Consider the following 23330-nt stretch of genomic DNA (forward strand, 5'->3'; position numbering starts at 1 on the left):
CATGAGTATTAATAATTTTGACTCGATACAACTCGCTTTAGCGTCCCCTGAGCGCATTCTAGAATGGTCTCATGGAGAAGTTAAAAAACCAGAAACAATTAACTATCGTTCACAAAAACCTGAACGAGATGGATTGTTCTGTGAAAAGATTTTTGGTCCTACAAAGGATTGGGAATGTTACTGTGGTAAGTACAAGAAAGTACGCTACCGTGGTGTTATTTGTGACCGTTGTGGTGTTGAAGTAACGAAATCAGCTGTACGTCGTGAACGTATGGGACATATTACTTTAGCTGCACCTGTTGCACACATTTGGTATCTACGTGGTATTCCATCACGAATGAGTTTATTACTAAACATTACCCCTAAAATTTTAGAAGAAGTTGTTTACTTCGTAAAATGGGTAATTGTCGATCCTAAGAAATCAGGATTACAATACAAACAAATTATTGATGACCGCGAATATCGTGAATACATCAATCAATACGGACCAAATGGTTTCGTAGCTCAAGCAGGTGGAGAAGGTATCAAATCCTTGCTTGAAAATATGGATTTAGAAAAAGAACGTAATGAAATTCTTGATTTATTGGAAAATGCTAAAGGGGATAAACGTAAGAAGTTAATTCGTCGTCTTGAAACTGTTGAAGCATTCATTAATTCTGATAACATGCCAGAATGGATGGTACTGACTGAACTTCCAGTTATTCCACCAGATTTACGTCCGATGTTACAACTTGATGGTGGACGTTTTGCTGCTTCAGATGCAAACGATTTATACCGTCGTGTAATTACACGTAATAACCGTCTAAAACGTTTACTTGAAATGGGAACACCACAAGTTATCGTTCAAAACGAAAAGCGTATGCTTCAAGAAGCTGTTGATGCATTAATCGACAATGGCCGTCGTTCAAAACCTGTTACAGGTGCTGGTGGACGTCCTCTAAAATCACTTTCACACAGTCTTAAAGGGAAACAAGGTCGTTTCCGTGCCAACTTGCTTGGTAAACGTGTAGACTTCTCAGGTCGTTCAGTTATCGCTGTTGGACCGGATCTTAAGATGTATGAATGTGGTATTCCTAAAGAAATGGCAATTCAACTCTTTAAACCATTTGTTGTTAATGAGATGAAAGTTCGTGGAATTAGTAATAATGCTAAAGCTGCTGAAAAACTTATTGAACGTCAAGATCCACGTGTTTGGGATATAGTTGAAGAAGTAATTCAAGATCACCCAGTGCTCTTAAACCGTGCCCCTACACTTCACCGTCTTGGTATTCAAGCCTTTAAACCTAAAATGATTGAAGGTCGTGCAATTCGTCTTCACCCTCTTGTAACACCTGCGTTTAACGCGGACTTTGATGGTGACCAAATGGCGGTTCACGTTCCATTATCAGAAATGGCTCAAGCAGAAGCAGAATTGCTCATGCTTGGTTCACGTAATATTCTTGGACCTAAAGATGGTAAACCTATTGTTACACCATCCCAAGATATGGTTCTTGGAAACTTCTACTTAAACATGGAAGAATCCCCAGAAGAATTTGAAGAAAAAGCATTACAATGTGAAGCTCGTGGTGATATGGAAGAAGGCGCAAAATGGCGTCGTTTTGGTGAGAACCAAGGTAAAGCATTCCGTGACATCAATGAGGCACAACTTGCTTATGAACATGAGTTGATTCACTTACATACTCGTATTTGTGTTCGTGCATCATCACTTAAAAAATCAACATTAAGTGCAAAACAAAATGAGATGTATCTTGTTACTACACTTGGTAAATTAATCTTTAACGATATGTTCCCAAGTGACTTCCCATACTTGAACGAAGTGTCACCTGATAACTTCAAAGCAATACCCGATAAATTCTTTGTTGCGATGGGACAAGATGTTCGTGAAATTATCAGTGCAATGCCACTGAATAATGATTTCAAGAAAAAAGATCTCGAAAAAATTATCAAAGAAATCTTTGATCGTTACTCAATTGATAAAACAGCTGAAATCTTAGATAACATTAAAGACTTAGGTTTCCGTTATTCAACTGTTGCGGGTATGACTGTTGCGTTAAGTGATATCAATGTTGCCCCTAACAAAGAAAAATATGTTGAAGAGGGGAAAGAACAAGCTGCTAAATTAATGAAACAATATAAACGCGGACGATTAACAGCTCAAGAGTGGGAAGGTAAACTGATGACTCTATGGGATGGTATTAAAGGACGCGTCGGTGCGGAATTAATGGACGAACTTGCTCGTAAAAACCCTATCAATATGATGGCGACATCCGGTGCTCGTGGTAACGTTTCTAACTTTACTCAGTTATCCGGTATGCGTGGTTTAATGGGTAAACCTACTCAATCAAAATCAAAATCAGGCTATCAATCATCAATTATTGAAGTTCCAATCTACTCATCATTCCGTGAAGGTCTAAACGTTAGTGAATTCTTCGTTTCTACTCACGGTGTGCGTAAGGGACTAACGGATACTGCTCTTAAAACTGCGGAATCTGGATATCTTACACGTCGTCTTGTTGACGTTGCGCAAGATGTTACAATCGTTGAAGATGATTGCTATAGCGATAACGGTTTCCTTGTAGAGGAAATTCTAGATCGTAAATCAAATACAGTTGTTGAATCATTACATGACCGTCTTGTTGGACGATACATTAAAGAAACAATTGTCGATCCAAAAACTAAAGAAGTTATTATCGAAGAAGACGAATATATCGATGAATTTGCTGCGAAACGTATTGTGAATTCAGGAATTAAACAAGTTCGAATTCGTTCTGTATTCTCATGTGAATCAAAACATGGTATCTGTAAAAAATGTTACGGACGTAACATGGCTACAGGTGAAATTGTTGAGGTTGGAGAAGCAGTCGGTATCGTAGCGGCTCAATCAATCGGGGAACCAGGTACACAGCTAACCATGCGTACTTTCCATACTGGTGGGGTTGCGGTTGCTGGTGGAGAAGATATCACTCAAGGTCTTCCACGTGTTGAGGAACTCTTTGAAGCACGTTCACCAAAACTAGGTGCTGCGATTTCTGAAATTTCCGGACGTATTACGGACATCCGTAATGCTGAAGATGGTTTCGGTTATATCATTACCGTCGCAAACGATAAAACATCTGTTGAACACCATACATTACCACATCAACCTGCTCGTGGCTGGTTAAAAGTTGGTTCTGAGGTTTCAGCCGGTGAAAAACTAACAGAAGGTTCTGTAGATCCTAAGAAACTTATGGAATATGCAGGCCGTCTCGATGTACAAAAATACATTCTAAAAGAAGTTAAAAAAGTTTACCAAAGTGGTGGTATCGAAATCTCTGATAAGCACATTGAAGTTATGATTAATCAAATGATGCGTAAAGTTATCGTTATTGACGGACAAGACACAGGAATTTCTCCTGGAGTTCAAATGCACGTTGATAATATGACTCAAATCAATGAAGATATCCTCATGGAAGGTAAGAACCCTGCACGTTATCGTCCAGTGTTACTTGGTATTTCTAAAGCTTCTGTTGAAACTGAATCATTCTTATCTGCTGCTTCATTCCAAGAAACTACAAAAGTTCTTACGGATGCTGCAATCAAGTCTAAGATTGATCCACTCATGGGTCTTAAAGAAAATGTTATCATTGGTAAGAAAATTCCAGCGGGAACAGGTTCTGAATTATACCGTGAATCAACCGAAATGGTTAAAGAATTGGCAGAAATTAAGCGCCAAGAACGTATTGAACGAAATACAATTGAAGAAGAAGATTCAGTTATCAGCGAAATTATTCGCGGATAATAGGACTTTAAAATCAATGCATTTCGAGAATTAAGCTCCTCCATTCAATAATACGAATGGAGGAGCTTTTTTTTATATAGATATTTCATAAGAAAGGTTTATAATGATAAGATGGAGGCGTTACTATGAATAAAAAAGCAGAATTTACGATTAATCTTGTACGCGAAGCCGGCGAACGGATTAAAGACATGATGAAAGAAGACATTAATATTAGTTTAAAATCTTCAAGATCTGATTTTGTAACTAATGTCGACAAACAAACTGAGGTGTTTCTAGTCTCAGGTATTAAGGAAGCATATTCAAATCAAAATTTCTTAACTGAAGAAAAAACCGTAGAAACGATGGGACAAGATCATCTCTGGATTATTGATCCCATAGATGGAACCACAAACTTTATTTACCAAAAACAGAATTTCAGTATTTCTGTTGGTTACTACCACAAAGGGGAACCGGTTTTTGGAATTGTTTACGATGTGATGGCAGATGAAATGTTTGTAGGTATTGTTGGAGAGGGAGCATATCTAAATAACATAAAACTACCCATGCTTGATCAATCGATACTATTAAAAGATTCTATTGTTTCTGGTGATGTATACCGTCCTGGTTTATTTAGCTTAACACCTGAAGAGCTAAAACCCTTATTTATTACCCATCGATTTTTAGGGTCTGGAGCTTTGGAGGTTTGTCATATTGCGGCAGGAAGATGGCAGTCTTATGTCTTTCCAAGTCTAAAGGTTTGGGATTTTGCTGCGGCTGTTATTATCTTACAGTGTGTGGGTGGAACGTATCATTTTGGGGATTTGGAAGATGCCCTTTATTTTGATAATGAAGCACGCGTCTTTATTGCGGCATCCAATCAAAATATAAAAGATAGTTTAAAAGTATTATTATAAGGAGAATCGTATGCAATCAAAATTAGTATTTGCGAAGCAGTTAGTTTATGAAGCAGGAGACTATGTTCGCGAACATATGAAAGAAGAATTAAATATTGATACAAAATCAGCTCGAAATGATTTTGTCACAAATGTGGATAAAGGCACAGAAAAGTTTCTAGCGGATCGTATTAATGCGAAGTATCCCAATCAAAATTTTATAACAGAAGAAAAAATGGTTGCATCTACAGGTCTAGATAATTTATGGATTATTGATCCTATAGATGGTACTTCAAACTTTATATTTGAAAAACGTAATTTCGCGATATCTGTTGGATATTATGAAGATCAAAAACCTGTATTTGGGATTATTTATGACGTAAGTCGTGATGAGATGTATGTAGGCGTAAACGGGGATGGTGCTTATCTTAATGATCGAAAACTGCCAATGCTATCGCAAACAATTACGTTAATGGATTCTGTTGTTTATTCAGATACGAAGACTTTAGACCTTATGTTTGGTGATGCAGTAAAAGCCCATGATGAGTTTATGTCGGTACGTTATATGGGTGCTGCTTCACTGGAAATTTGTGGTGTTGCTGCTGGACGTCATCAAGTGTATCTTTCACGTCGTTTGAAGGTGTGGGATATTGCCGCCGCAACAATCATTCTTGAGGCAGTTGGTGGTGCATTCACTTACGATACATGCGATAATAAGATTATATTTGAAGATAAGAATTTTGAATTTATGTGTGCTTCAAATCCCACTGTGATTCAGGAATTAAAAGATAGGAGATAAGAATATGGAATCTTATTTAAAAATTAATGATGAGGTTTCGCTGCGTTATGCAGCTGATTGTGTTGATAATCCGAAAGCAATTGTTTTAATTAACCATGGTTTTGCGGAGCATATTGGTCGATATGATCACGTTACGGAGCATTTTAATAAGGCAGGACTTAGTGTATATCGTTATGATTTAAGAGGTCATGGTCGTACAGACTCACCGAAAGGTCATATCGATTCATATTTATCATTTATCTCAGATTGTAATGAGATGGTTAAGTTTGTAAAAGATGAGAATATTGGTGTACCTGTTTTTATGTTAGGTCATAGTATGGGTGGTCTTGTTACTACAATGTACGGGATTGCACATCCTTACGAACTAAAAGGGCAAATTTTATCCGGACCTGCAGTAGCACCACTTCCACCCGTGGAAGGAAATATGGGTAAAGTTTTAAATGTTGTTGGTAAGTCCTTTAAGAAGATTAATATTCGAAATGTCGTTGAAGATGATATTTGCTCTGTTCCCGAAGTTGTGAGTGCTTATAAAAATGACCCGGATGTCCTACGTAAAGCTACCGCTGGGTTTATGCGTGAATTTTTAATTAAGGCTCCTGAATTTGTTGCGAAGAATGTATCACGTTATCGTTATCCAGTTTTAATATGTCATGGAGAATCGGATAAAGTGGTTCCAATTGAAGTTGGCGAATGGCTTTATGAAAACATTAGTTCTAAAAACAAACGTTTTATTGCCTATCCGGGACTTTACCATGAAATTCTTAATGAGACGATGTATCCCGAAATTTTGGATACTATGGTTGAGTGGATGTTCCTTCAGTTAAGCAAGTAATTCGGTACCCCAAGAAATGACCGGCTTCATCTTTGTCTATCGTCTATACTATGGGTGGAGGACGTAATATGAACACACTTGAACACTTACAAAATGCGATTGATTATATCGAAACACATCTTGATTCGTCTTTGAAATTAGAAGATATTGCGATACATTCAAATTATTCACCTTACCATTTTCATAATTTATTCTCTGCCTTAACGGGTATGGGGGTTATGGATTATGTAAGGCGAAGACGCTTGAGTGAAGCAGGGATGCTTTTTATAAGACATAAGGCTAAGGTCCTTGATTTAGCGGTGCATTATGATTATGAAAGCGCAGAATCATTTAGTAAGGCATTTAAGAAACAACATCATTACACTCCAAGTGAAATTAAAAAACGAAAAGGTTCGTTACAAACGACGTTTCCAATTAAAATCACACACAATCAAAAAGGAGCAGTTAAGATGAAGATGCGTATTGAAGAAAAAGAATCTGTAAATATAGCGGGGTATCAAAAAACATTTAGTTATGAAAACGGCGCGAATTTAAAAGAAATTCCAATGTTTTGGGATGAAATTAATCAAAGTGCCAAAGATCTTGATTTGTTTAAAATGAATGATCATAAAATAGAGGGTATCGTTGGTTTGTGCCAACAAGCTTCCGATGGTTTTATGACCTATTTAATTGGAACTTCTTGTGATTTTCAAGAGGGACTGGTGAATGTGGAATTACCTAAAAGTAGATGGCTTGTGTTTGATGCAGTAGGGGCATTACCGCAATCCGTGCAAAACACCTGGCGTGATATTGTTTCACTATATTTACCAACGTGTAGCGAAGAGATTGATGGTTCAATGGATTTAGAAGTCTATTCTCAAGAAGATCCCAATAGTGAGTCCTCAGTAACTGAAATTTGGCTTCGAATTAAAGCATAAAAAAACATCTCAGTTTGACTTAATGTCAGACTGAGATGTTTTTGTTTATTGTGGAGCGTTTAGTGATTAAGAATCTTTTCGTTTAAAGAGTAATCCAAGTCCAATAATCATGAATGCAGCAAAGGATCGTGTCTCGGAATGGATACCTGTTTTGGGCAGTGTTTCCAATTCGACATTATCGATTTCAGGTTTTATAATCGGTTTTGAAGGGTCGATGTTTGGTGTTACTTCGACATCTGGTTTTGTTTCTGGTTTTGTCTCTGGTTTTGTTTCTGGTTTTGTTTCTGGTTTTGTCTCAGGCTTTGTCTCGGGTTCTTCTTTGATTTCTTTGAGTTCAAGATGATCGTAGGCAGTCTGAAGTTGTTCTAAGCCTTCTTCAAGATTTTCTAAGGTACGTTCTGTATCATCGATTGTTTTTTGTACACGAGTTCTTGTTTCGGTTAGGTTATTGCTTGTTTCCTCAGTATATTTATTTAAATCGAGGGTATCGATTGTCTTAAAGAGGGACGTGATTTCTGAAATTACTTCGTTTTCAAGTGCCTCAGTATCAAGTCTTAATTCAATAACACTTGATGCACCTTCAAGATCTTTCGTATTGATGGTGAACTGATTTCCATTTTGAGTGATGTTTTCATCCATTTTAATTACAGATTTGTAGGGACGGGTAATGGTTACTTGAATTTCTTCCTCCACATGTTTAGGATCACTTACCGCTATGGTTAAAATACGATTGTTTGTCGTATGTGCAGTAACAGATGCGGAACGGTCAACACCAATTCCTTCTAAATCTGCACCATCAACACCCCAAACATTCATTGCGAAGGCAGTATCTGTTTTGATTGCTTGAATTAAATTTGAATTCTCAAGGATTTCAAGTGTATTGTTTTTTGCATAGTCTTTAATTTGAGTTTCACTGCTGTTTGGTAACATTACGTATTCATAGGCATCATTATCAACAGATTGACCATGGTTAATACCCAGTTTAAAGAAATTAGAGCTGTATTCAATTTTGTCATCAAACATTAAGTTTTGATCTACAAATTTTCCACTGTGTCCGGTTTTACTTATGTCTACATTGGTTTTTGAAGGGAAGTAGTATCCAAAGGTTCCTTTTTCCCCATTATCAAGTGTAACGGTATCACCAGTATTGACTGTTAATTGTATGGTATTGGTGATTGCTGAATTGTTATGTTTAATTTGTGCAGTTTCATCAACTTTACGGTTTTCGATTGTTGTTTCAATAGATGTTGGCGATGTTCCTGTGATGTTTGTTCCCAGTGCTACGATCGCATCATCTAAGAAGAACCATGATTTTTGAGCACGAAGGTCCATACCATTATTAAACGTATTTGTGTTGTAGTATATTCCTGCACTTCCTATTTTACCAGTTGATGAACCACCAACCCATGCTTGTTTGGATAGTTTTCGGTGGAGTGCTTTATTCGCTAATGGACGTGTATCAACGGTTGTTCCTGGAAGGCGATATTTATCAACTGCCGCCCAATAGGTACCATCATATTGATCAATGTCGTTATCTGTGTACAGATAGAGCATACCACTTCCCGTATGCCATCCTTGCATGTTTTCGTTGTTTATGGATTCATAGTTTGAAATTCGTTTTGAGAACATGCTGAGTGCTGCGGTATAGTCGTGATTACGATTTACAACACGATCCATCGATCCATATATTTTCACATGTTGAGTTGACTCAAGTGTTTGGATGGATTCATCTTCAAAAATTTGTTTGGCTTTAACTAAAGATTCGAAATCACGGGTACGATTAAAGTAATCGTGGTAACGATCTGATGCGATAATCCATTCTTTGAGATGTTGTTTGTAAGTAGATTTTAGTGGTTCTGGTGCTGCATCTGCAATCAAAATAATATTTGCGATACTTTCTTTACCTGTATCAAATTCTTGTGCAGTTGGACTCATGTAAGGTGCTCGCGAAACACTACGTCCATTTACCATGGACATCATTTTCCCTTTATACATTAATGGGATATATCCTTCATCAATAAGTGTGTAAATATTTTGCATGGTAGCAGGATCCATCGCCCATGGTGTATCCGCAACGATTGAGGCAATTTTTCCAATGCCTTTTACGAGGTCGTTTCCATAGGTACCAAGGTATGCAATATCTTTATGTTGTACAAGTGATCCATCTTTATAAAGACCGTCACCTGATGATACATATTGAACAACTTCCGGCATTTCTTGATTTACATAATCAAGTAGGGAAGCATCTTGTTTCATAATACCTACGCCTAAAGTGATTAATCCTACATCCGTTTTATTTGCTCCGGTAGCAGGTGCACCGTTGAGTAAGGTTGTAAGGCTTGTGTTATATACTTCAATTCCTTTTAAGTAACGGGTGATATCATCTTGTTCGATATAGTCGTTTACGATGGCTAAGATATCGAGTAGGCGCATTGGAATTCCAATTTGCCAGTCCCACCAGTTTCCGTGAGTTTTAACGGTGAATGGACTTCCGTACATTTGATCATTAATTAAGAAATCAAGTTGTGTCGTGATGAAGTTTAACGTTGCTTCATCTTGGTAGTATTGACTGCCGTAGGTACCAAATGCGATTGCAATGGATTTTAGATTGGTAAACTGGCGGGTGTTGTGAGCGGCAACAGTTTTGTTGTCTTCATTACCCCATGGAAATTCTGGGTTCATATTTTTGTCAAGTGTGTTAAAAGCTTCATCTGCTTTCCCATCCACAACGCGAATATAATCTTGGATGTGTTTATCGTTTAGATTGATGCCTTCGTCACCGACTGCACGTTTTTGCCATCGGGATTCCATCGTGATAAAGTGTGGGTCAAGATTATCGTCTTTTTTGATATCGATCGTAACAGTTTGTACGGTTTCTGAAGTATCTTTCGATTTGATAATGATTGTGGATTTTCCTTCTTTAAGTCCAGAAATAAGACCGTTTTCAGAAATGCTTGCAATCGCTGGTTCGGTAGATTCATAGAGATAGTGGCTCTGTGGATCATTGAGGTACGAAGTAATAAATTTTCGATGGCCTTTTTGTATAGTCAGAGCCAAGTCTTTTGGGTTTACCGGTTTACTTTCGGCATTTAAAAAAAGCGGTTGTTTCTCAGTGATTGTTGTCGGTTCATCTGCATGAATTAACATTGCATTAGAACTCAGTACGAGCGCAAGCCCGGTACAAAGTATTGTCTTGGTATGTTTCATGGTACCCTCCCTTTTGAATACGCTTACAGATGAATTCTACATTTTCCCTTGATGTTGGTCAATCGTTCCATTGAATTCTATAAGTGTTTGGTTGAAAAGTGAAAATGATATTTTCTAAATAAATTTACAAAAAATTTAGGGATTCCTGAAGACAAAGTTTAGTTAAAAGTGGATATGGTTGAAATAACATGAGATAATAAATGCAATATGTGATAAGGGGATGTTGGATGATAAAATATATGCAAGAACATAAATATGGTGTTATGGGTGTTGCACTTGCAGTCACCTTATTAGGTTTAGCGATGATGGCTTACATGATGTCAGGAGCAACAATTCGTGCAGTTGACGATGAAGTTATTTTGGTGGAGAAAGATAGTGATGTTTCTCTATCGCTTTTACATGACAAAATCGCGGTAGATCCAGAAACATCTGAGTATGATGTCGTTGTTGTAAGCGATAATGGAGAATTATCTGTACAAGATCATAATGATATGGTGATTCAGAAGCGTAAACTCGATCTGAAACCGAAAGGGATTTTAGTTGAGGGCGACCTCAAATTACGTATTTTCTTAAAAGAGAATCCCAAACGTGATGTTTTTTTGAATCTTAAAGTAGAAGATACGATTGCTCCTAAAGTGATTGTTTCTTATGAAGGAAATACAGTAAAAGAAGATGAATTATCGATTCAGGTAGGTTCATCAAAAATTACTGCGGTGGCAAAGGATTATGCATTTGGATCACTCACAGAGTCATTGAAAGTAAATGTGAAAGGTTCCATTGATTATGATGAAGCAGGAACTTATGAATTAATCTATAGTGCTGATGATAAAACAAATCAAGTAGAGCGAAAAATCAAGGTCAAGGTACTAGAGGAAGATGTTGAGATTGCGACAGAAACAGAAAAAGCGACTGAGGATGAGAAAACAGAAATACCAAATGATTATGATAGTGGTACATCTTCAGTGGTTGATTCACATTCTGAACTTGTCTTAGTAAATAAGCATCGTTCTTTATCGCGAGATTTTTATCCAAACTTAAGTTATATTCCAGCGGAATACGCGGTTAGTGAGGGTTATGAAGCAACACCAAATACCGTATCATCATTCGTACAGATGGTCGATGCACTTTATGAGGAAACGGGATTATGGTTGTTAGCTACGTCATCCTATCGTGGCTATGATTTCCAAGAAGAATTGTATACGAATTATGTTGCGTCACATGGGCAAGCACAAGCAGATCTAATGTCTGCACGACCTGGCCATTCCGAACATCAAACAGGTTTAGTTATTGACGTAGTGACACCAGGTGGGAATATGTTTGCATTCTCGGAGACTCATCAATCTTTATGGGTAAATCGTAATGCGCATCGTTTCGGTTTTATTGTACGTTATCAAGCTGGTAAAGAACATATAACTGGGTATCAACCCGAAGCATGGCATTTGCGATATGTTGGTACTAAAGCTGCAACTGAAATATACAACAGTGGTCTTACACTGGATGAATATTTGAACCAATAAAAAAGCCTATCACATAATGAACTGCTCCCTGTCAAGTAGACAGGTGAAATAAATAAAATATCCAAGATGATTTATCACTTTATGATGAATCATCTTTTTTATGCTACAAGTGACTGCATTTGTTTTTCTCTAATGTTTGACCAGTAAGCTTCAATCTTCTTGTTAGTTGGAATCGCGTAGACTACAGGTGTCTCTGTTCCTAGCGCTTCAGTTCGAACCATCATTGGTGTTTTGTTTTTGAAGCGTTTCTGAAGTCTCTTGTTGTTATAAAAATCAATATACACTTCAATTGCTTTCTTCAATTCGCTTCTTGTACTGAATTCATTAGGGTAGTACATTTCTGATTTGATTGTTCCCCAAAATCCTTCCATAGGACCATTATCAATACAATGTCCCACTCTAGACATACTTTGCATCACTCCTTGATCTTCTAGCTGTTTCCTAAATGCCCTACTTGTGTATTGGAATCCGCGGTCACTGTGAAATAAAGGTTTTGCCTCTGGATATCTCGCGATAGCTTTATGATAAGTATCAAACACAAGTTGATTATTGTTCCGATCACTTATTTGATACGCCACAACACTTAAATCATAAAGATCAATAATCGCACTGAGATATAGTTTCTTACTTGAACCTTTAATCTTAAATTCTGTGACGTCTGTCAGCCATTTTTCATTCGGTTTTGCGGCAAAGAAATTTCGATTTAAAATATTTTCAGCTGTGATTTCAGGAGTGCTTCGTGAATATTTTTTAGACTTTTGACGAATCACTGATTTCACCCCTAGCATCTTCATGAGTCTATGAATCCTCTTCGAGTTATATTGAACGCTATTCAACTCATTGATCCAATCCGTCATGCGTCGATAGCCTAAGATATGTCCAAATAGTTCATCATAATCAAGAATGAGATTGCAAAGCTCATGATTTTCAATTTCATTGCTTGTTTCAACACGATGCGTCCATTTATAATAACTACTTCTTGCGATTTTAAGTACCTTACACATCCACTGAATACTCCAGCCATGTTTATGATGTAGTTCCTGCACTGCGAGATACTTTACTTCTTGTTTTGCTTTGGAGAATATCGCCCCCTTTCGATTTCCTTCACTTTTTTTAATAGAATGTTCTCGCGTTCTTTCAGTTCGAGTTGTCTTTCAAGTAGTTTTACTTTACGTTCTAAACGTTCTTCATTACTAAGTTGATCTTCTTGTTTTCGCTTGCCACGTTTATCAAGAAGACCATCATCTCCCAATTCGTTATACTTTTTCACCCACTGATAAACCTGAGCATAAGAAAGTTCATAGCGCTCAGCAGTCCCCTTATAATCGTAGTCATGTTCAATACAATATGCGACAATTTCCTGACGCTCCTCAATTGTTGTTTTTCTACCTTTTGTCATATAGACTTCTCCTTTAGGATCGTAATCCTTTATAGTTTCAAGTCTATTATACTTTTTTATCCATCCGCGCAAAACCTCATGGGAACTTATACCATATTTAATACTAATATCTTTAAGAGAACCTGCGCCTTCAAGATAATCCCTAATTGCGGATTCCTTGAGCTCTTTCGAATAACTTTTGTTTCGATCTTTATCTGAAAAAACTTCAATACCATAAGTTTGATACTTTTTCACCCAACTACGTAATGTACTAGAATCAATAGATAATTCTTCAGCTATTTCTGGTGCACCTTTTATGCCATTCAAATATTCATTAATTGCTTGTTCTTTTATTTCGGCTGGATATTTATTCTTTCTCCCCATAGAAAAAGCTCCTCCTTTTTTGTAGTGCCCGATTTTATTTATTTCGGGTGTCTACTTTAAGGGGAGCTTATCATAAGTGATAGGCTTTTTTTACTTAATACCAAGTTTTTGTTTGTTCATTGTTTCTTTTAATTGCATGCGTCCAGGATGTCTTCGACTCATGCTTTGTTTGATTTGATTTGTGAAAGAGTCAATGCGCTTATTTGCATCACGGAGGTCATAATATTCCGTCACGGTTTCATCATAATCGCACATTGCGTTAGTTATTGAGTCGACTTTGGGATAGCGATTCTCAAAATGAATGAGATGTTGCGGCATGCGCGGTTTGAGTTGTGGTTCTTGATTTGGATAACCAAACCCGAGTCCGAGAACTGGAAAAACGTATTCTGGCAGCTCTAACACGTCAATAATTGCCTGCGCATCATTGAGGATACTCCCAAGAAAAACACCGCCCATTCCCATGCTTTCGATGGCTACCATCGTATTTTGGGCTGCAAGGATTGCATCCGTATAACCAATCATCATGCGATCAAAAGTCTGAAGCACTTCGATATCTTCAATGTTTCCTTCCTTCGCAATGGTTGCATTACGATGTTGATCAATAACGAAAATAAATAAGTGTCCAACATGTTCAATATAAGGTTGTGCACCAATTGATGCGATTGCTTTTTTCTTCACTTTGTCTGTAATACTGATAATCGAATAAGATTGCATGTAGTTACTTGTGGATGTCGCTTGTGCGACGGAAACCAAGGTATCAATAATTTCTTGTGATATTGGCTCATCTGTAAATTGTCGTATGGTACGATGGTTGAGTTGTTGTTTAATTGTGTTATTCATAATTCCTCCTTGGGATTATTATACCATGGGGGGCATATTGTTGGCGCTCCAATCGCTTAATAGATACAATAAGAGTCTAAGAGGTGAATGTGATGAAAGTACAAGTATGGTCCGATTTTGTCTGCCCGTTTTGCTATGTGGGAAAAAGACATTTGGAAGAAGCAATAAAGCAATTAGATAAAGATATAGAAGTTGAATTCATGAGTTTTGAATTAGATCAAAATTACGTTGATAATCCGGATTTAAATATTCATGAAATGTTGGCTCAAAAATATAACATATCCGTAGATGAAGCACGTATGAATAATGAGCGTGTTGGTTCAATGGCTCAAAGTGTTGGCTTAAATTATGATTTTGATGCAATGAAATATACGAATACATTTAAAGCGCATAAAGTATTTCAGTATGCGAAGTTAAAAGGTTTAGGGAATGAGTACAGTGAAATGTTAATGGACGCATACTTTTCAAAAGGTGTCTATTTGAATGATTTGGATGCATTAATTGAAATGGGTGCTTCAATAGGGCTTGATGCGGAAGGTATTAAATATGCCTTTGAATCCGACGAATATGGATTAAGTGTGCGTCAAGATGAACAATGGGCTCAAATGATTGGGGCACGTGGTGTTCCGCATTTTGTGATTGATGATCAGGTATCATTATCGGGTGCTCAACCGATTGAAACCTTTAAGTCTGCATTACAACATGTGGAAACACTTAATGCTCAAAAAAATGATTCAATGATGTGTACGGACGGTGTTTGTACCATCGATTAAGAAAGCTAGTTAATCTAGCTTTTTATTTGCACTGCGTACCAGAAATCGTTAAGATATAAGTGGATGGAGGTTCTTCTATGAATAAACGTAAATCTATACAAATTGGTATCGTTATTCTTGTTTTTATCATACTTGATATCTGGTTTGGAAATACTTATCACTATATGGATATTGGATCCATGTTATATCTCAGTACATTTATTTTAGTGATTGCAGGTATTTTATTTATTGACCGAGAAAACTATAAAAAATTCTTTAATACCTTTGGAATTATTGTTGGGGTTTTTGCGGTTGTTTTCTTAGTCGGGAGTGTTACATCATCACGAATGATTAATGCGAAACGTTATGCAAATGTTTTAGGTCAGGTAAGACCTGTGGAATTTAAAGACTTATATGGTGAAGATCACAACATTGAAGTTTCTTATGTTGATAAAGATTCGGCACTCCTTTCTGCAGAGAAAAAAATGGGAGAGTTAAGTGAAGTATCCTCTCGTTTTGATATTAATACGAATGAATTTACTCAGATTAATTATCAAGGCAAGATGGCTCGTGTTGCGCCTTTCGTTTATGCAGATACCTTTAAAAAATATACAAACTTCTCAAGTGGTGTTCCTTACTACGTTCTCGTAACAACAGGAGATGGGAATATGAATGCGAAGTCGGAGATTGTAACGTTACCTTCCCCGATTAAGTATTATCCGGGAGCACCGTTACAATACGATTTAAGACGCCATGTTGCGTTGCATCATAAATTTAGTTATCTCGATGATTGGAATTTTGAGATTGACGATACAGGTCATCCTTACTGGATTGTGCAATCGATTACAAAGCGTGTCGGTATTTGGGGCGCTAAAGATATGGATTCTGTAATTGTTGTGGACGCGGTATCAGGAGAAACTGCTCGATATGAGCTTAATGAGATTCCTGAGTGGGTAGATTCTGTTTATCCAACTGATATGATGTTATCGCATGCGAAAGATCACTTCACACTAAAGGGCGGGTATTTTAACTCCTTTATGCAACAACAAGGTGTGATGGCTGTTGACCAACAAGAGGGTTCATATAACTATGTAAGTATTGATGATGAAATTTATATCTTTACAGGAATTCGGCCAATTAAACTGGATTCAAGTTCTACAACGGGTCTCTTATTTATGAATAAGCGAACCGGTGAGACACTTCAAATGGATTTACCAGGTGTATCCATTACTGCAGCAGAGATGACTTCAGTGGGTTCGATTCAAGAAAAGGGATATACACCTACAACCCCAATTCTTCAGAATGTAGGGGGATTCCCAACATATGTGATGTCTCTAAAAGATACCTCGGGTGTAGTTCGTGGATTCTCAATGGTTAATTACCAAGACTATACGAAGTCGGCTGTTGGTGATACCTATCAACTTTCAGAAAAGAACTATCTCAATGTTATGGGAAATCAAGTGGGTATCGTTCCCGAAGAGATTGTGGAAAAAACAGGTGTTGTTTCAGATGTAAAGCAAGTTATTATTGATGGAAATACACACTATTTCATACGTCTTGAAGGTGAAGAAGCCATATACCAAGCAAATTTAATTCTTAGTGATGAACTTGCGTTCTTAACTAAAGGTGACAAGGTAATGATTACCACCAACGGTTCTAAGATTGTATCCTTTGAAATTGTGAAAGAGAAAGTAAATAATTAAAACAAAACACCATCATTAAACAGGAACTGACCTAGTTCCGTGGGACTAAAGAAAAAACCAAGTTAGGATGAAGTTAACCGATAATTTACGGGCGATTGATATCCTAGCTTTTCTTGTATTCGATTTTCATTGTAATATTTTAAATAGTTTATCACAGTTTGTGATACAATTTCAGTAGAACCCTTTAGTTCTGGGTTTAATTCGAATGTTTCACACTTTAGAGAGGCATGAAACGATTCGATAGGAGCATTATCAGCGGGTGTCCCCTTACGGGACATACTCATGGTAATGCTTTTATTTTTTACTCTAAGTTGATACTCTTTTGATGTATAGACACTTCCTTGATCAGAATGAAGAATACATGGCTGAACGATATCCGGAAGTTGATTTAATGTATCAACCACACATTCTAGGTTTTGTCTGTCACTCAATGTAGACGCAATAATCTCACCATTATATAAATCCATGATCGTAGATAAATAGAGCATTTTATGGCCATAAGGGATGTAAGTGATATCTGTCACCAATTTCTCTAGAGGACGTAGTGATTTAAAGTCGCGATTAATGATATTGGGCATAATGATCTTCGGATTTTTGTTTTTTCGATACCGTTTGACCTTAACACGGCATTGACATTGGTGTTTCTGCATTATCTTTTGAACAGTATTCTTATTGATAATTCTTTCTTTTCGAATTAATGCAGTTATTTTTCGATATCCATAACGAAATTTATTTTCTTTACAAAGTTCAATTACTAATGCTTCATTGACAGAATAATTATTAGACTCTAGTTGCTCTTTTTTAGTCCAACGGTAATACGTTGACTTAGGTACCCCAAAAAGATTCAAGATATCTTTAATTGATACAGTGTTGCGATACTCTTCAACGAGCTTGATGATTATTTCAGGAACCACATCCTTTCTCTTTCCAAATACTTTTTTAATAGTTCAATTTGTTGCTCCAAAGATTTAATTCTAAGTCTTTGTGTTTCTTCGACCGTGTCTCCTTCAGGCCCTTTTCCAAAAGTATATTGCTTGCCTACAGGTTGAGAAAATCGATAGTGTTCACCATTTCGATACCATCTCCACCATGTTTTGACTTGTGTTACATTTTTTATTCCAAGTTCAGTCTGAATAAACCTGCTTGAGTATCCTGCCAATTTCATTTCTATAACTTTCATCTTTGTCTCATAGCTATGCATAGTTCGTGTTCCCATATAAAAACCTCCTATATTGAACTATTTTACAATAATTCTCATACAAGAGGTTTTTTTCTTTAGTCCCACGGAACTAGGTCAGTTCCAACATGATGGTGTTTTTGTATTCGTTAATGTGTAATCTAAACTAAGATTCAAATTCTAATATCAAGGCTTCTTCTTGTTTTTCTTCTTCAGCAAGGTTAACGATCCATTTTTCTTTATTCACAAATCGTAATGCAAGCATCATTTTTAAAACATCTGTGGATTGACCAATAATATAGAGCCATAGAATGCTTAAGTCTGTTGTGTATGTGGCAACACCAACAGCTACGAGGTTAACACACCACATATATCCTGAGTCCAGCATTAAAGTAGAACGTGTATCACCACCAGCACGCAGGATGAAATAACAGGTTGTATTAATTACATAAATACTAAACAGTGGTGCTTGAATTCGTAAGAATGTTTGAGCGGTCCACATTGCTTCAGCAGATACGGAATATATTTTTGGAATCATAAAGGTTGATCCTAAAAGTAAAGTTCCAAATACAGCACTCAGAATTACACCAAAACCAAGGAGTCGATATCCATTTTCGCGTGCTTCATCAAGTTTGTTTGCCCCAAGAGGTTGTGAAACGAGAATGGTAATCGCGACAGACATCCCAGCATTCATGGTAAAGAACATATCTGAGACCGTAGTTGCAATTGAATAACCGGAGATAACTTCAGCACCACGAGTTGCGTAGAATCGAAGTAATAATGCCATCCCTGAAGCCCAAAGCACTTCATTTAAAGCGAGTGGGAATGCTTTTGCGGTAATTCGCTTCACAAGAGTTCTAGAAATATCAAACATATCACGAATTCGTGTTTTAAACGCATAATTTCCAGTAACAAGGAAATAACTAATAAACGTTAACTCAACACATCGTGCAATAAAAGTACCAATAGCACCACCAAGTACACCAAGACGTGGCGCACCGAAGTTACCATAAATCAAACAATAATTAAAACAGAAGTTTGTAATCATTGAAATAACACTTGCGACAAGAGGAGTTTTTGAATCTCCTGTTGCTCTCATTGAACCTGCAATGGACAATGTAAATAGGTTGGGAATAAACGCCAACGCACATACGTAAATATATCTCATACCTTGCTCTATTACTTTTGGATCCTTTACAAAGAACCGGATAATATTTCCTGGAAAAAGTAATGCGAGGATGACGAATGTACTCATTATCAACATAGATGTTAGAATTGAAAACCGGAATGTTTGCTTCATATGTTCTTCGTCTCTTGCCCCGAAGAATTGAGCCATAAATACAGCTGATGCAGCAATCACGCCATTGGTTCCAAAAACAGCGATAATAAAGTAACGATTTACGGTGGCAACACCCGATAATGCATGGTCCCCGAGCTGACCAATCATCAAGTTGTCTAATAAGTTTACAGACGTACTGATAAGTTGTTGTAGCATTAACGGAATTGCAATAAATAAAGCTTTTTTGTAAAAGTCTTTATCGCCTACAAATCGCTTTAGATTCATCGATTCGACCTCCTTCTAAAAACGCTAAGACTATCATATAGAAAGAGCAAGATAATATCAATTAAAAAACACTATTTCATCACATTAATTTAACATTTAATACAGTTTTCAAATACGCGTCCTTAAAATCACGTATACTATAAATAAAAGGAGCGAATACTATGATTAAAATTGTGATGATGGTTGGAAGTTTACGTAAAGGTTCTTACAATATGATGCTGGGGAAACATATCCAAAAACGGTATGCTGATCAGTTAGAAATTGAAATTTTAGATATTGATGTTCCAAACTATAACGGAGATTTGGATAATCCAACGGATACACCAGAGAAGGTAAAAGTCATGAATCAAAAAATTCATGATGCGGATGCAGTATTTATGATAACTCCAGAGTATAATCATGGATTATCAGGTGTTTTAAAGAATGCGATAGATTGGGCCAGCCGTACCCAACCTGGGCTTAAGAATAAACCTGGCTTAATTGCATCATGTTCAATGGGACAAACTGCAGGGGCACGTGGATATTTAAACCTTTATACAGTACTTGATACAATGCCTATGTGGCTCTTACCGGGGAATGATATTCTTATTGGTGCAGTTCATACGAAATTCGATGAATCAGGGATGTTAATTGATGAGGGTACTGTAACGTTTATTGATGGTGTCATGAATCAATTTATAGAATACTATAATCAAGTAAAATAATAACGGTTGAGTGGTATTTTATGGTCATTGCAATCGTTATTTTTAAATGATACGATTATTTTCGAGGTGTCTATGAAACCAATTAAAGTATTATTTGCCCATGGTGGTACGCTTGAAAAAGCAGGTACTGAAGCGTATATGATGAGTGTATTTAGAAATGTTGATCCAAACAAGGTACATATTGATTTTCTTGTTTTTGGATGCAAGGAAGGCCATTATGATAAAGAAGTCATAACAAAGGGTGGAAAGATTTTTAGAATTCCTTTAACACCACAAGAATTTTTTGGTAATTATCCTTCACGTAAAACAATTCTAAAAATGCTCGAAAAAGAGCAATATGATATTATTCACAGTCATATGAATGCATTGAATCCATTGTTGTTTCGATCTGCTCGAAAAATAGGGATTCCGTATATGATTTCTCATTCTCATGGGAGTCGTCATTTTGTTGACAATGTCTTGCTGATTAAATATAAAGATCAATTAATGAAGAAAATTCCTGATTATGCGGATGTGCTTTTAGCGTGTTCAAAAGAAGCGGGAGATTTTCTTTATCCAGACCATGATTATACAATCATGAATAACGGTATTGATCTTGCACAATACGAATATAATGAAGTAACACGCAAACGATTGCGTAAAGAATTAAAGTTGGATGATCAATTGGTATTTGGTCATATCGGACGGTTTAATTTTCAAAAAAATCATAAGTTCCTAATCGAAGTTTTTGCGGAAATTTTAAAAACAAAACCCAATGCGATTTTAGCGCTAGCAGGTGAAGGAGAGTTGCTTGATGATGTGGAGAATCAAGTTAAAAATCTTGGAATCGAAGATCACGTTAAGTTTCTCGGGTTAAGGGATGACATTCCGGATGTATTGCAGGTTCTCGATGTCTTTATGCTACCTTCTGTTTTCGAAGGCTTACCTTATGTATTAGTAGAGGCACAAGCTGCAGGACTTTTATGCTTTGCATCCGATACGATTGATCGTCAAAGTGCTTTGACCGATAACTTTCACTTTCTACCAATCGATAATCCCCATGAGTGGTCGGATTACATTGTTGGGCATTTAGACTATGAGCGTCGAAGTACCCGTGATCAATTGATTGAAAAAGGATTTGACGAAAAAGTAAACGTAAAAAAACTAGAAAAGATTTATGTAAATTTAGTTAAGAAATAAGAGCGTGACATACGCTCTTTTTTTATCGCATTTGCAATCTTGAAAAGATACACGATAAAATAGTAAACAGTGGAAGGTCGTGGATTATGAAAAAATCAGAAGTTTATTGGAAGTTGTTTAAATCATCGTTTCATTTAAGTGCATTTACGTTTGGTGGCGGATATGTCATCATTCCGTTGATGCGGACTAAGTTTGTGGAAGAATTAGAATGGATTGAGGAAGAAGAGATGATGGACCTGATGGCGATTGCGCAATCGTCACCGGGGTCTTTAGCGGTTAATTCATCAATCTTAGTGGGATATAAAATCGACGGAATCATAGGGGCTATGTTTTCCATTCTCGGTACAATCTTACCGCCTTTAATTTTACTTACAATAATTTCTCAGTTTTATGCGGAGTTTAAAGCGAATGTGTTTGTGAATGCTGCATTACACGGTATGCAAGCGGGTGTTGCGGCAGTCATTGTGGATGTTGTGATGTCGATGGCGCGTCAAGTATTTAAACTTAAGCGTACATTGCCCGTTGTTATAATGGTTACGTCTTTTATTGCAGCGTATTTCTTAAAAATTAACGTGCTTTATATTATTATTGCTGCAGGTTTTATAGGAGCCTTGCATCAAGGTAGCACTTCGGAGGTATCGCAATGATTCTTTGGGAACTTTTTATTTCTTTTATGCAAATTGGACTTGTAAGTTTTGGTGGCGGTTATGCTGCCCTTGCGCCGATTCAAAGTCAAGTCGTTGTAGGTCATGGTTGGCTTACGATGACTGAGTTTACTGATTTAATTACCATTTCGCAAATGACTCCAGGACCGATTGCTCTGAATGCCGCTACGTTTGTGGGATTAAGGGTTGCAGGGATTCCCGGTGCTGTAGCAGCAACCTTGGGTAATGTTTTTCCATCGATTGTGATTGTGCTTTTTCTTGCAACGATTTATTACAAATTTAGTGACGTCACCATCATTCAAAATGTTTTGGATGGACTTAGACCTACAGTAGTTGCTTTAATTGCTTCAGCGGGGCTTACAATCCTTATTACAGCGTTTTTTGGTGAAGGAACAATTGATTTTAGTCAGTTTGATGTTTCGAATGGTTTCTTGTTTGTGATTGCAATTATTGGTTTACGAAAATTTAAGTTAGATCCTACCAAGATAATTATCCTTACAGGTCTATTAGGAATTGGTGCAATGGTTCTTGAAAAACTATGATGCAACAAGATGTGTCTTTACGTTTGAGGAGCCGTTTGATAGGCTTTAACTATTAGGAGGCTTTATGAAACTTAGTGATAATTTAAAACGGTTACGAGAGGAGAAATCCCTTACTCAGGAAATGGTCGCACAGTCTTTAAACGTATCACGACAAGCCGTTTCAAATTGGGAACAAGGCAAACGGTATCCCGATGCGATTATGTTGATACAGATATCAGAGTTTTATGGTGTGCCTGTTGATGATTTACTAAAGTCGGATAGGGACTATGCAAAGGCACTAGTTATTGATAAGGCTCGTTTCGAAGAAGTGTTGTTTATAGGAACTCAAATCTTAATGATGATCACGATCTATTTTTGGAATGATGTTCCAGGAATGGTTTTTATATTTATGGGATGTATTCTTGTATCGGCTTATACCGATGAAGTTTGTGAATATATCGAATGGGGCTTAAACAATATTAAAATTAAAAAATGATTGGCAACGATCATTTTTTTGTTTTTTATGACAAAATTGCACGAA

19 protein-coding genes are annotated in these 23330 nt (G+C 36.8%); 13 read left to right on the forward strand and 6 right to left on the reverse strand.

Translation table 11 applies throughout. From position 1 onward, the window contains the following. Window position 1: 1 nt before the first annotated feature. The 5 genes from rpoC to NMG63_RS00835 all read left to right on the forward strand — a co-directional run bounded on the left by rpoC (window position 2) and on the right by NMG63_RS00835 (window position 7198). Window positions 2-3778 (forward strand): DNA-directed RNA polymerase subunit beta', encoded by a 3777-nt coding sequence (gene rpoC, locus NMG63_RS00815; protein WP_254007147.1) that lies wholly within the window; start codon window positions 2-4, stop codon window positions 3776-3778. 125 nt (window positions 3779-3903) lie between these two features. Next, window positions 3904-4671 (forward strand): inositol monophosphatase family protein, encoded by a 768-nt coding sequence (locus NMG63_RS00820; RefSeq protein ID WP_013852487.1) that lies wholly within the window; start codon window positions 3904-3906, stop codon window positions 4669-4671. Window positions 4672-4681: 10 nt separating this feature from the next. Next, a complete protein-coding gene (locus NMG63_RS00825) occupies window positions 4682-5449 on the forward strand; it encodes an inositol monophosphatase family protein (RefSeq protein WP_254007148.1) in 768 nt (255 codons plus the stop codon). Between the two features lie 4 nt (window positions 5450-5453). Next, the gene (locus tag NMG63_RS00830; RefSeq protein ID WP_238048160.1) at window positions 5454-6281 is read left to right on the forward strand and encodes an alpha/beta hydrolase; all 828 of its coding nucleotides are present in this window, start codon (window positions 5454-5456) and stop codon (window positions 6279-6281) included. A gap of 68 nt (window positions 6282-6349) precedes the next feature. After that, a complete protein-coding gene (locus NMG63_RS00835) occupies window positions 6350-7198 on the forward strand; it encodes an AraC family transcriptional regulator (RefSeq protein WP_254007149.1) in 849 nt (282 codons plus the stop codon). A gap of 66 nt (window positions 7199-7264) precedes the next feature. Here NMG63_RS00835 and NMG63_RS00840 read toward each other — a convergent pair whose 3' ends face one another. Further along, entirely contained in the window at window positions 7265-10405 is a 3141-nt protein-coding gene (locus tag NMG63_RS00840) for a polysaccharide lyase family 8 super-sandwich domain-containing protein (protein WP_254007150.1), read from the reverse strand. 227 nt (window positions 10406-10632) lie between these two features. On the opposite strand from NMG63_RS00840, the gene NMG63_RS00845 reads away from it, so the two are divergent. Then, a complete protein-coding gene (locus tag NMG63_RS00845) occupies window positions 10633-11922 on the forward strand; it encodes a D-alanyl-D-alanine carboxypeptidase family protein (RefSeq protein WP_013852491.1) in 1290 nt (429 codons plus the stop codon). Window positions 11923-12020: 98 nt separating this feature from the next. On the opposite strand, the gene NMG63_RS00850 is transcribed toward NMG63_RS00845, so the two are convergent. From NMG63_RS00850 to nfsA, 3 genes are all read right to left on the reverse strand, one after another. Continuing rightward, entirely contained in the window at window positions 12021-13040 is a 1020-nt protein-coding gene (locus tag NMG63_RS00850) for an IS3 family transposase (protein ID WP_367399273.1), read from the reverse strand. After that, complete coding sequence (locus tag NMG63_RS00855) at window positions 12980-13684, reverse strand: helix-turn-helix domain-containing protein (RefSeq protein ID WP_254006375.1); 705 nt, start codon at window positions 13682-13684, stop codon at window positions 12980-12982. Before NMG63_RS00855 ends, NMG63_RS00850 begins: the two co-directional genes overlap by 61 nt. Window positions 13685-13774: 90 nt before the next feature. Next, the gene (gene nfsA / locus NMG63_RS00860) at window positions 13775-14524 is read right to left on the reverse strand and encodes an oxygen-insensitive NADPH nitroreductase (RefSeq protein ID WP_254007151.1); all 750 of its coding nucleotides are present in this window, start codon (window positions 14522-14524) and stop codon (window positions 13775-13777) included. Between the two features lie 92 nt (window positions 14525-14616). On the opposite strand from nfsA, the gene NMG63_RS00865 reads away from it, so the two are divergent. Both NMG63_RS00865 and NMG63_RS00870 read left to right on the forward strand, forming a co-directional pair. Then, window positions 14617-15297: a DsbA family oxidoreductase gene (locus NMG63_RS00865; RefSeq protein WP_013852493.1), complete on the forward strand. Its 681-nt coding sequence runs from the start codon at window positions 14617-14619 to the stop codon at window positions 15295-15297. A 77-nt stretch (window positions 15298-15374) separates the two neighbouring features. Then, on the forward strand, window positions 15375-16979 hold the full coding sequence (locus tag NMG63_RS00870) for a hypothetical protein (protein WP_254007153.1): 1605 nt from the start codon (window positions 15375-15377) through the stop codon (window positions 16977-16979). A 62-nt stretch (window positions 16980-17041) separates the two neighbouring features. Here the strand turns inward: NMG63_RS00870 and NMG63_RS00875 are convergent. Together NMG63_RS00875 and NMG63_RS00880 are read right to left on the reverse strand one after the other, a co-directional pair. After that, window positions 17042-18195, reverse strand: a protein-coding gene (locus NMG63_RS00875) for an IS3-like element ISErh1 family transposase (protein ID WP_254006834.1) whose coding sequence is annotated in 2 segments (ribosomal slippage) — window positions 17042-17922 and window positions 17922-18195 — 1155 coding nt in all. Because the reading frame shifts where the segments join, the coding sequence is not laid out codon by codon here. Window positions 18196-18322: 127 nt separating this feature from the next. After that, entirely contained in the window at window positions 18323-19720 is a 1398-nt protein-coding gene (locus tag NMG63_RS00880) for an MATE family efflux transporter (RefSeq protein WP_003775842.1), read from the reverse strand. 161 nt (window positions 19721-19881) lie between these two features. On the opposite strand from NMG63_RS00880, the gene NMG63_RS00885 reads away from it, so the two are divergent. The 5 genes from NMG63_RS00885 (at window position 19882) to NMG63_RS00905 (ending at window position 23285) form a co-directional block, all read left to right on the forward strand. Next, the gene (locus NMG63_RS00885) at window positions 19882-20424 is read left to right on the forward strand and encodes an NADPH-dependent FMN reductase (protein ID WP_003775841.1); all 543 of its coding nucleotides are present in this window, start codon (window positions 19882-19884) and stop codon (window positions 20422-20424) included. A gap of 72 nt (window positions 20425-20496) precedes the next feature. After that, the gene (locus NMG63_RS00890; protein ID WP_254007154.1) at window positions 20497-21603 is read left to right on the forward strand and encodes a glycosyltransferase family 1 protein; all 1107 of its coding nucleotides are present in this window, start codon (window positions 20497-20499) and stop codon (window positions 21601-21603) included. Between the two features lie 86 nt (window positions 21604-21689). Continuing rightward, complete coding sequence (locus NMG63_RS00895; protein WP_254007155.1) at window positions 21690-22250, forward strand: chromate transporter; 561 nt, start codon at window positions 21690-21692, stop codon at window positions 22248-22250. After that, window positions 22247-22810: a chromate transporter gene (locus NMG63_RS00900; RefSeq protein ID WP_254007156.1), complete on the forward strand. Its 564-nt coding sequence runs from the start codon at window positions 22247-22249 to the stop codon at window positions 22808-22810. Before NMG63_RS00895 ends, NMG63_RS00900 begins: the two co-directional genes overlap by 4 nt. 64 nt (window positions 22811-22874) lie before the next feature. Beyond that, on the forward strand, window positions 22875-23285 hold the full coding sequence (locus NMG63_RS00905) for a helix-turn-helix domain-containing protein (RefSeq protein ID WP_254007157.1): 411 nt from the start codon (window positions 22875-22877) through the stop codon (window positions 23283-23285). Window positions 23286-23330: the final 45 nt, after the last annotated feature.

The organism is Erysipelothrix amsterdamensis, assembly GCF_940143175.1.
Lineage (GTDB): Bacteria > Bacillota_I > Bacilli_A > Erysipelotrichales > Erysipelotrichaceae > Erysipelothrix > Erysipelothrix amsterdamensis.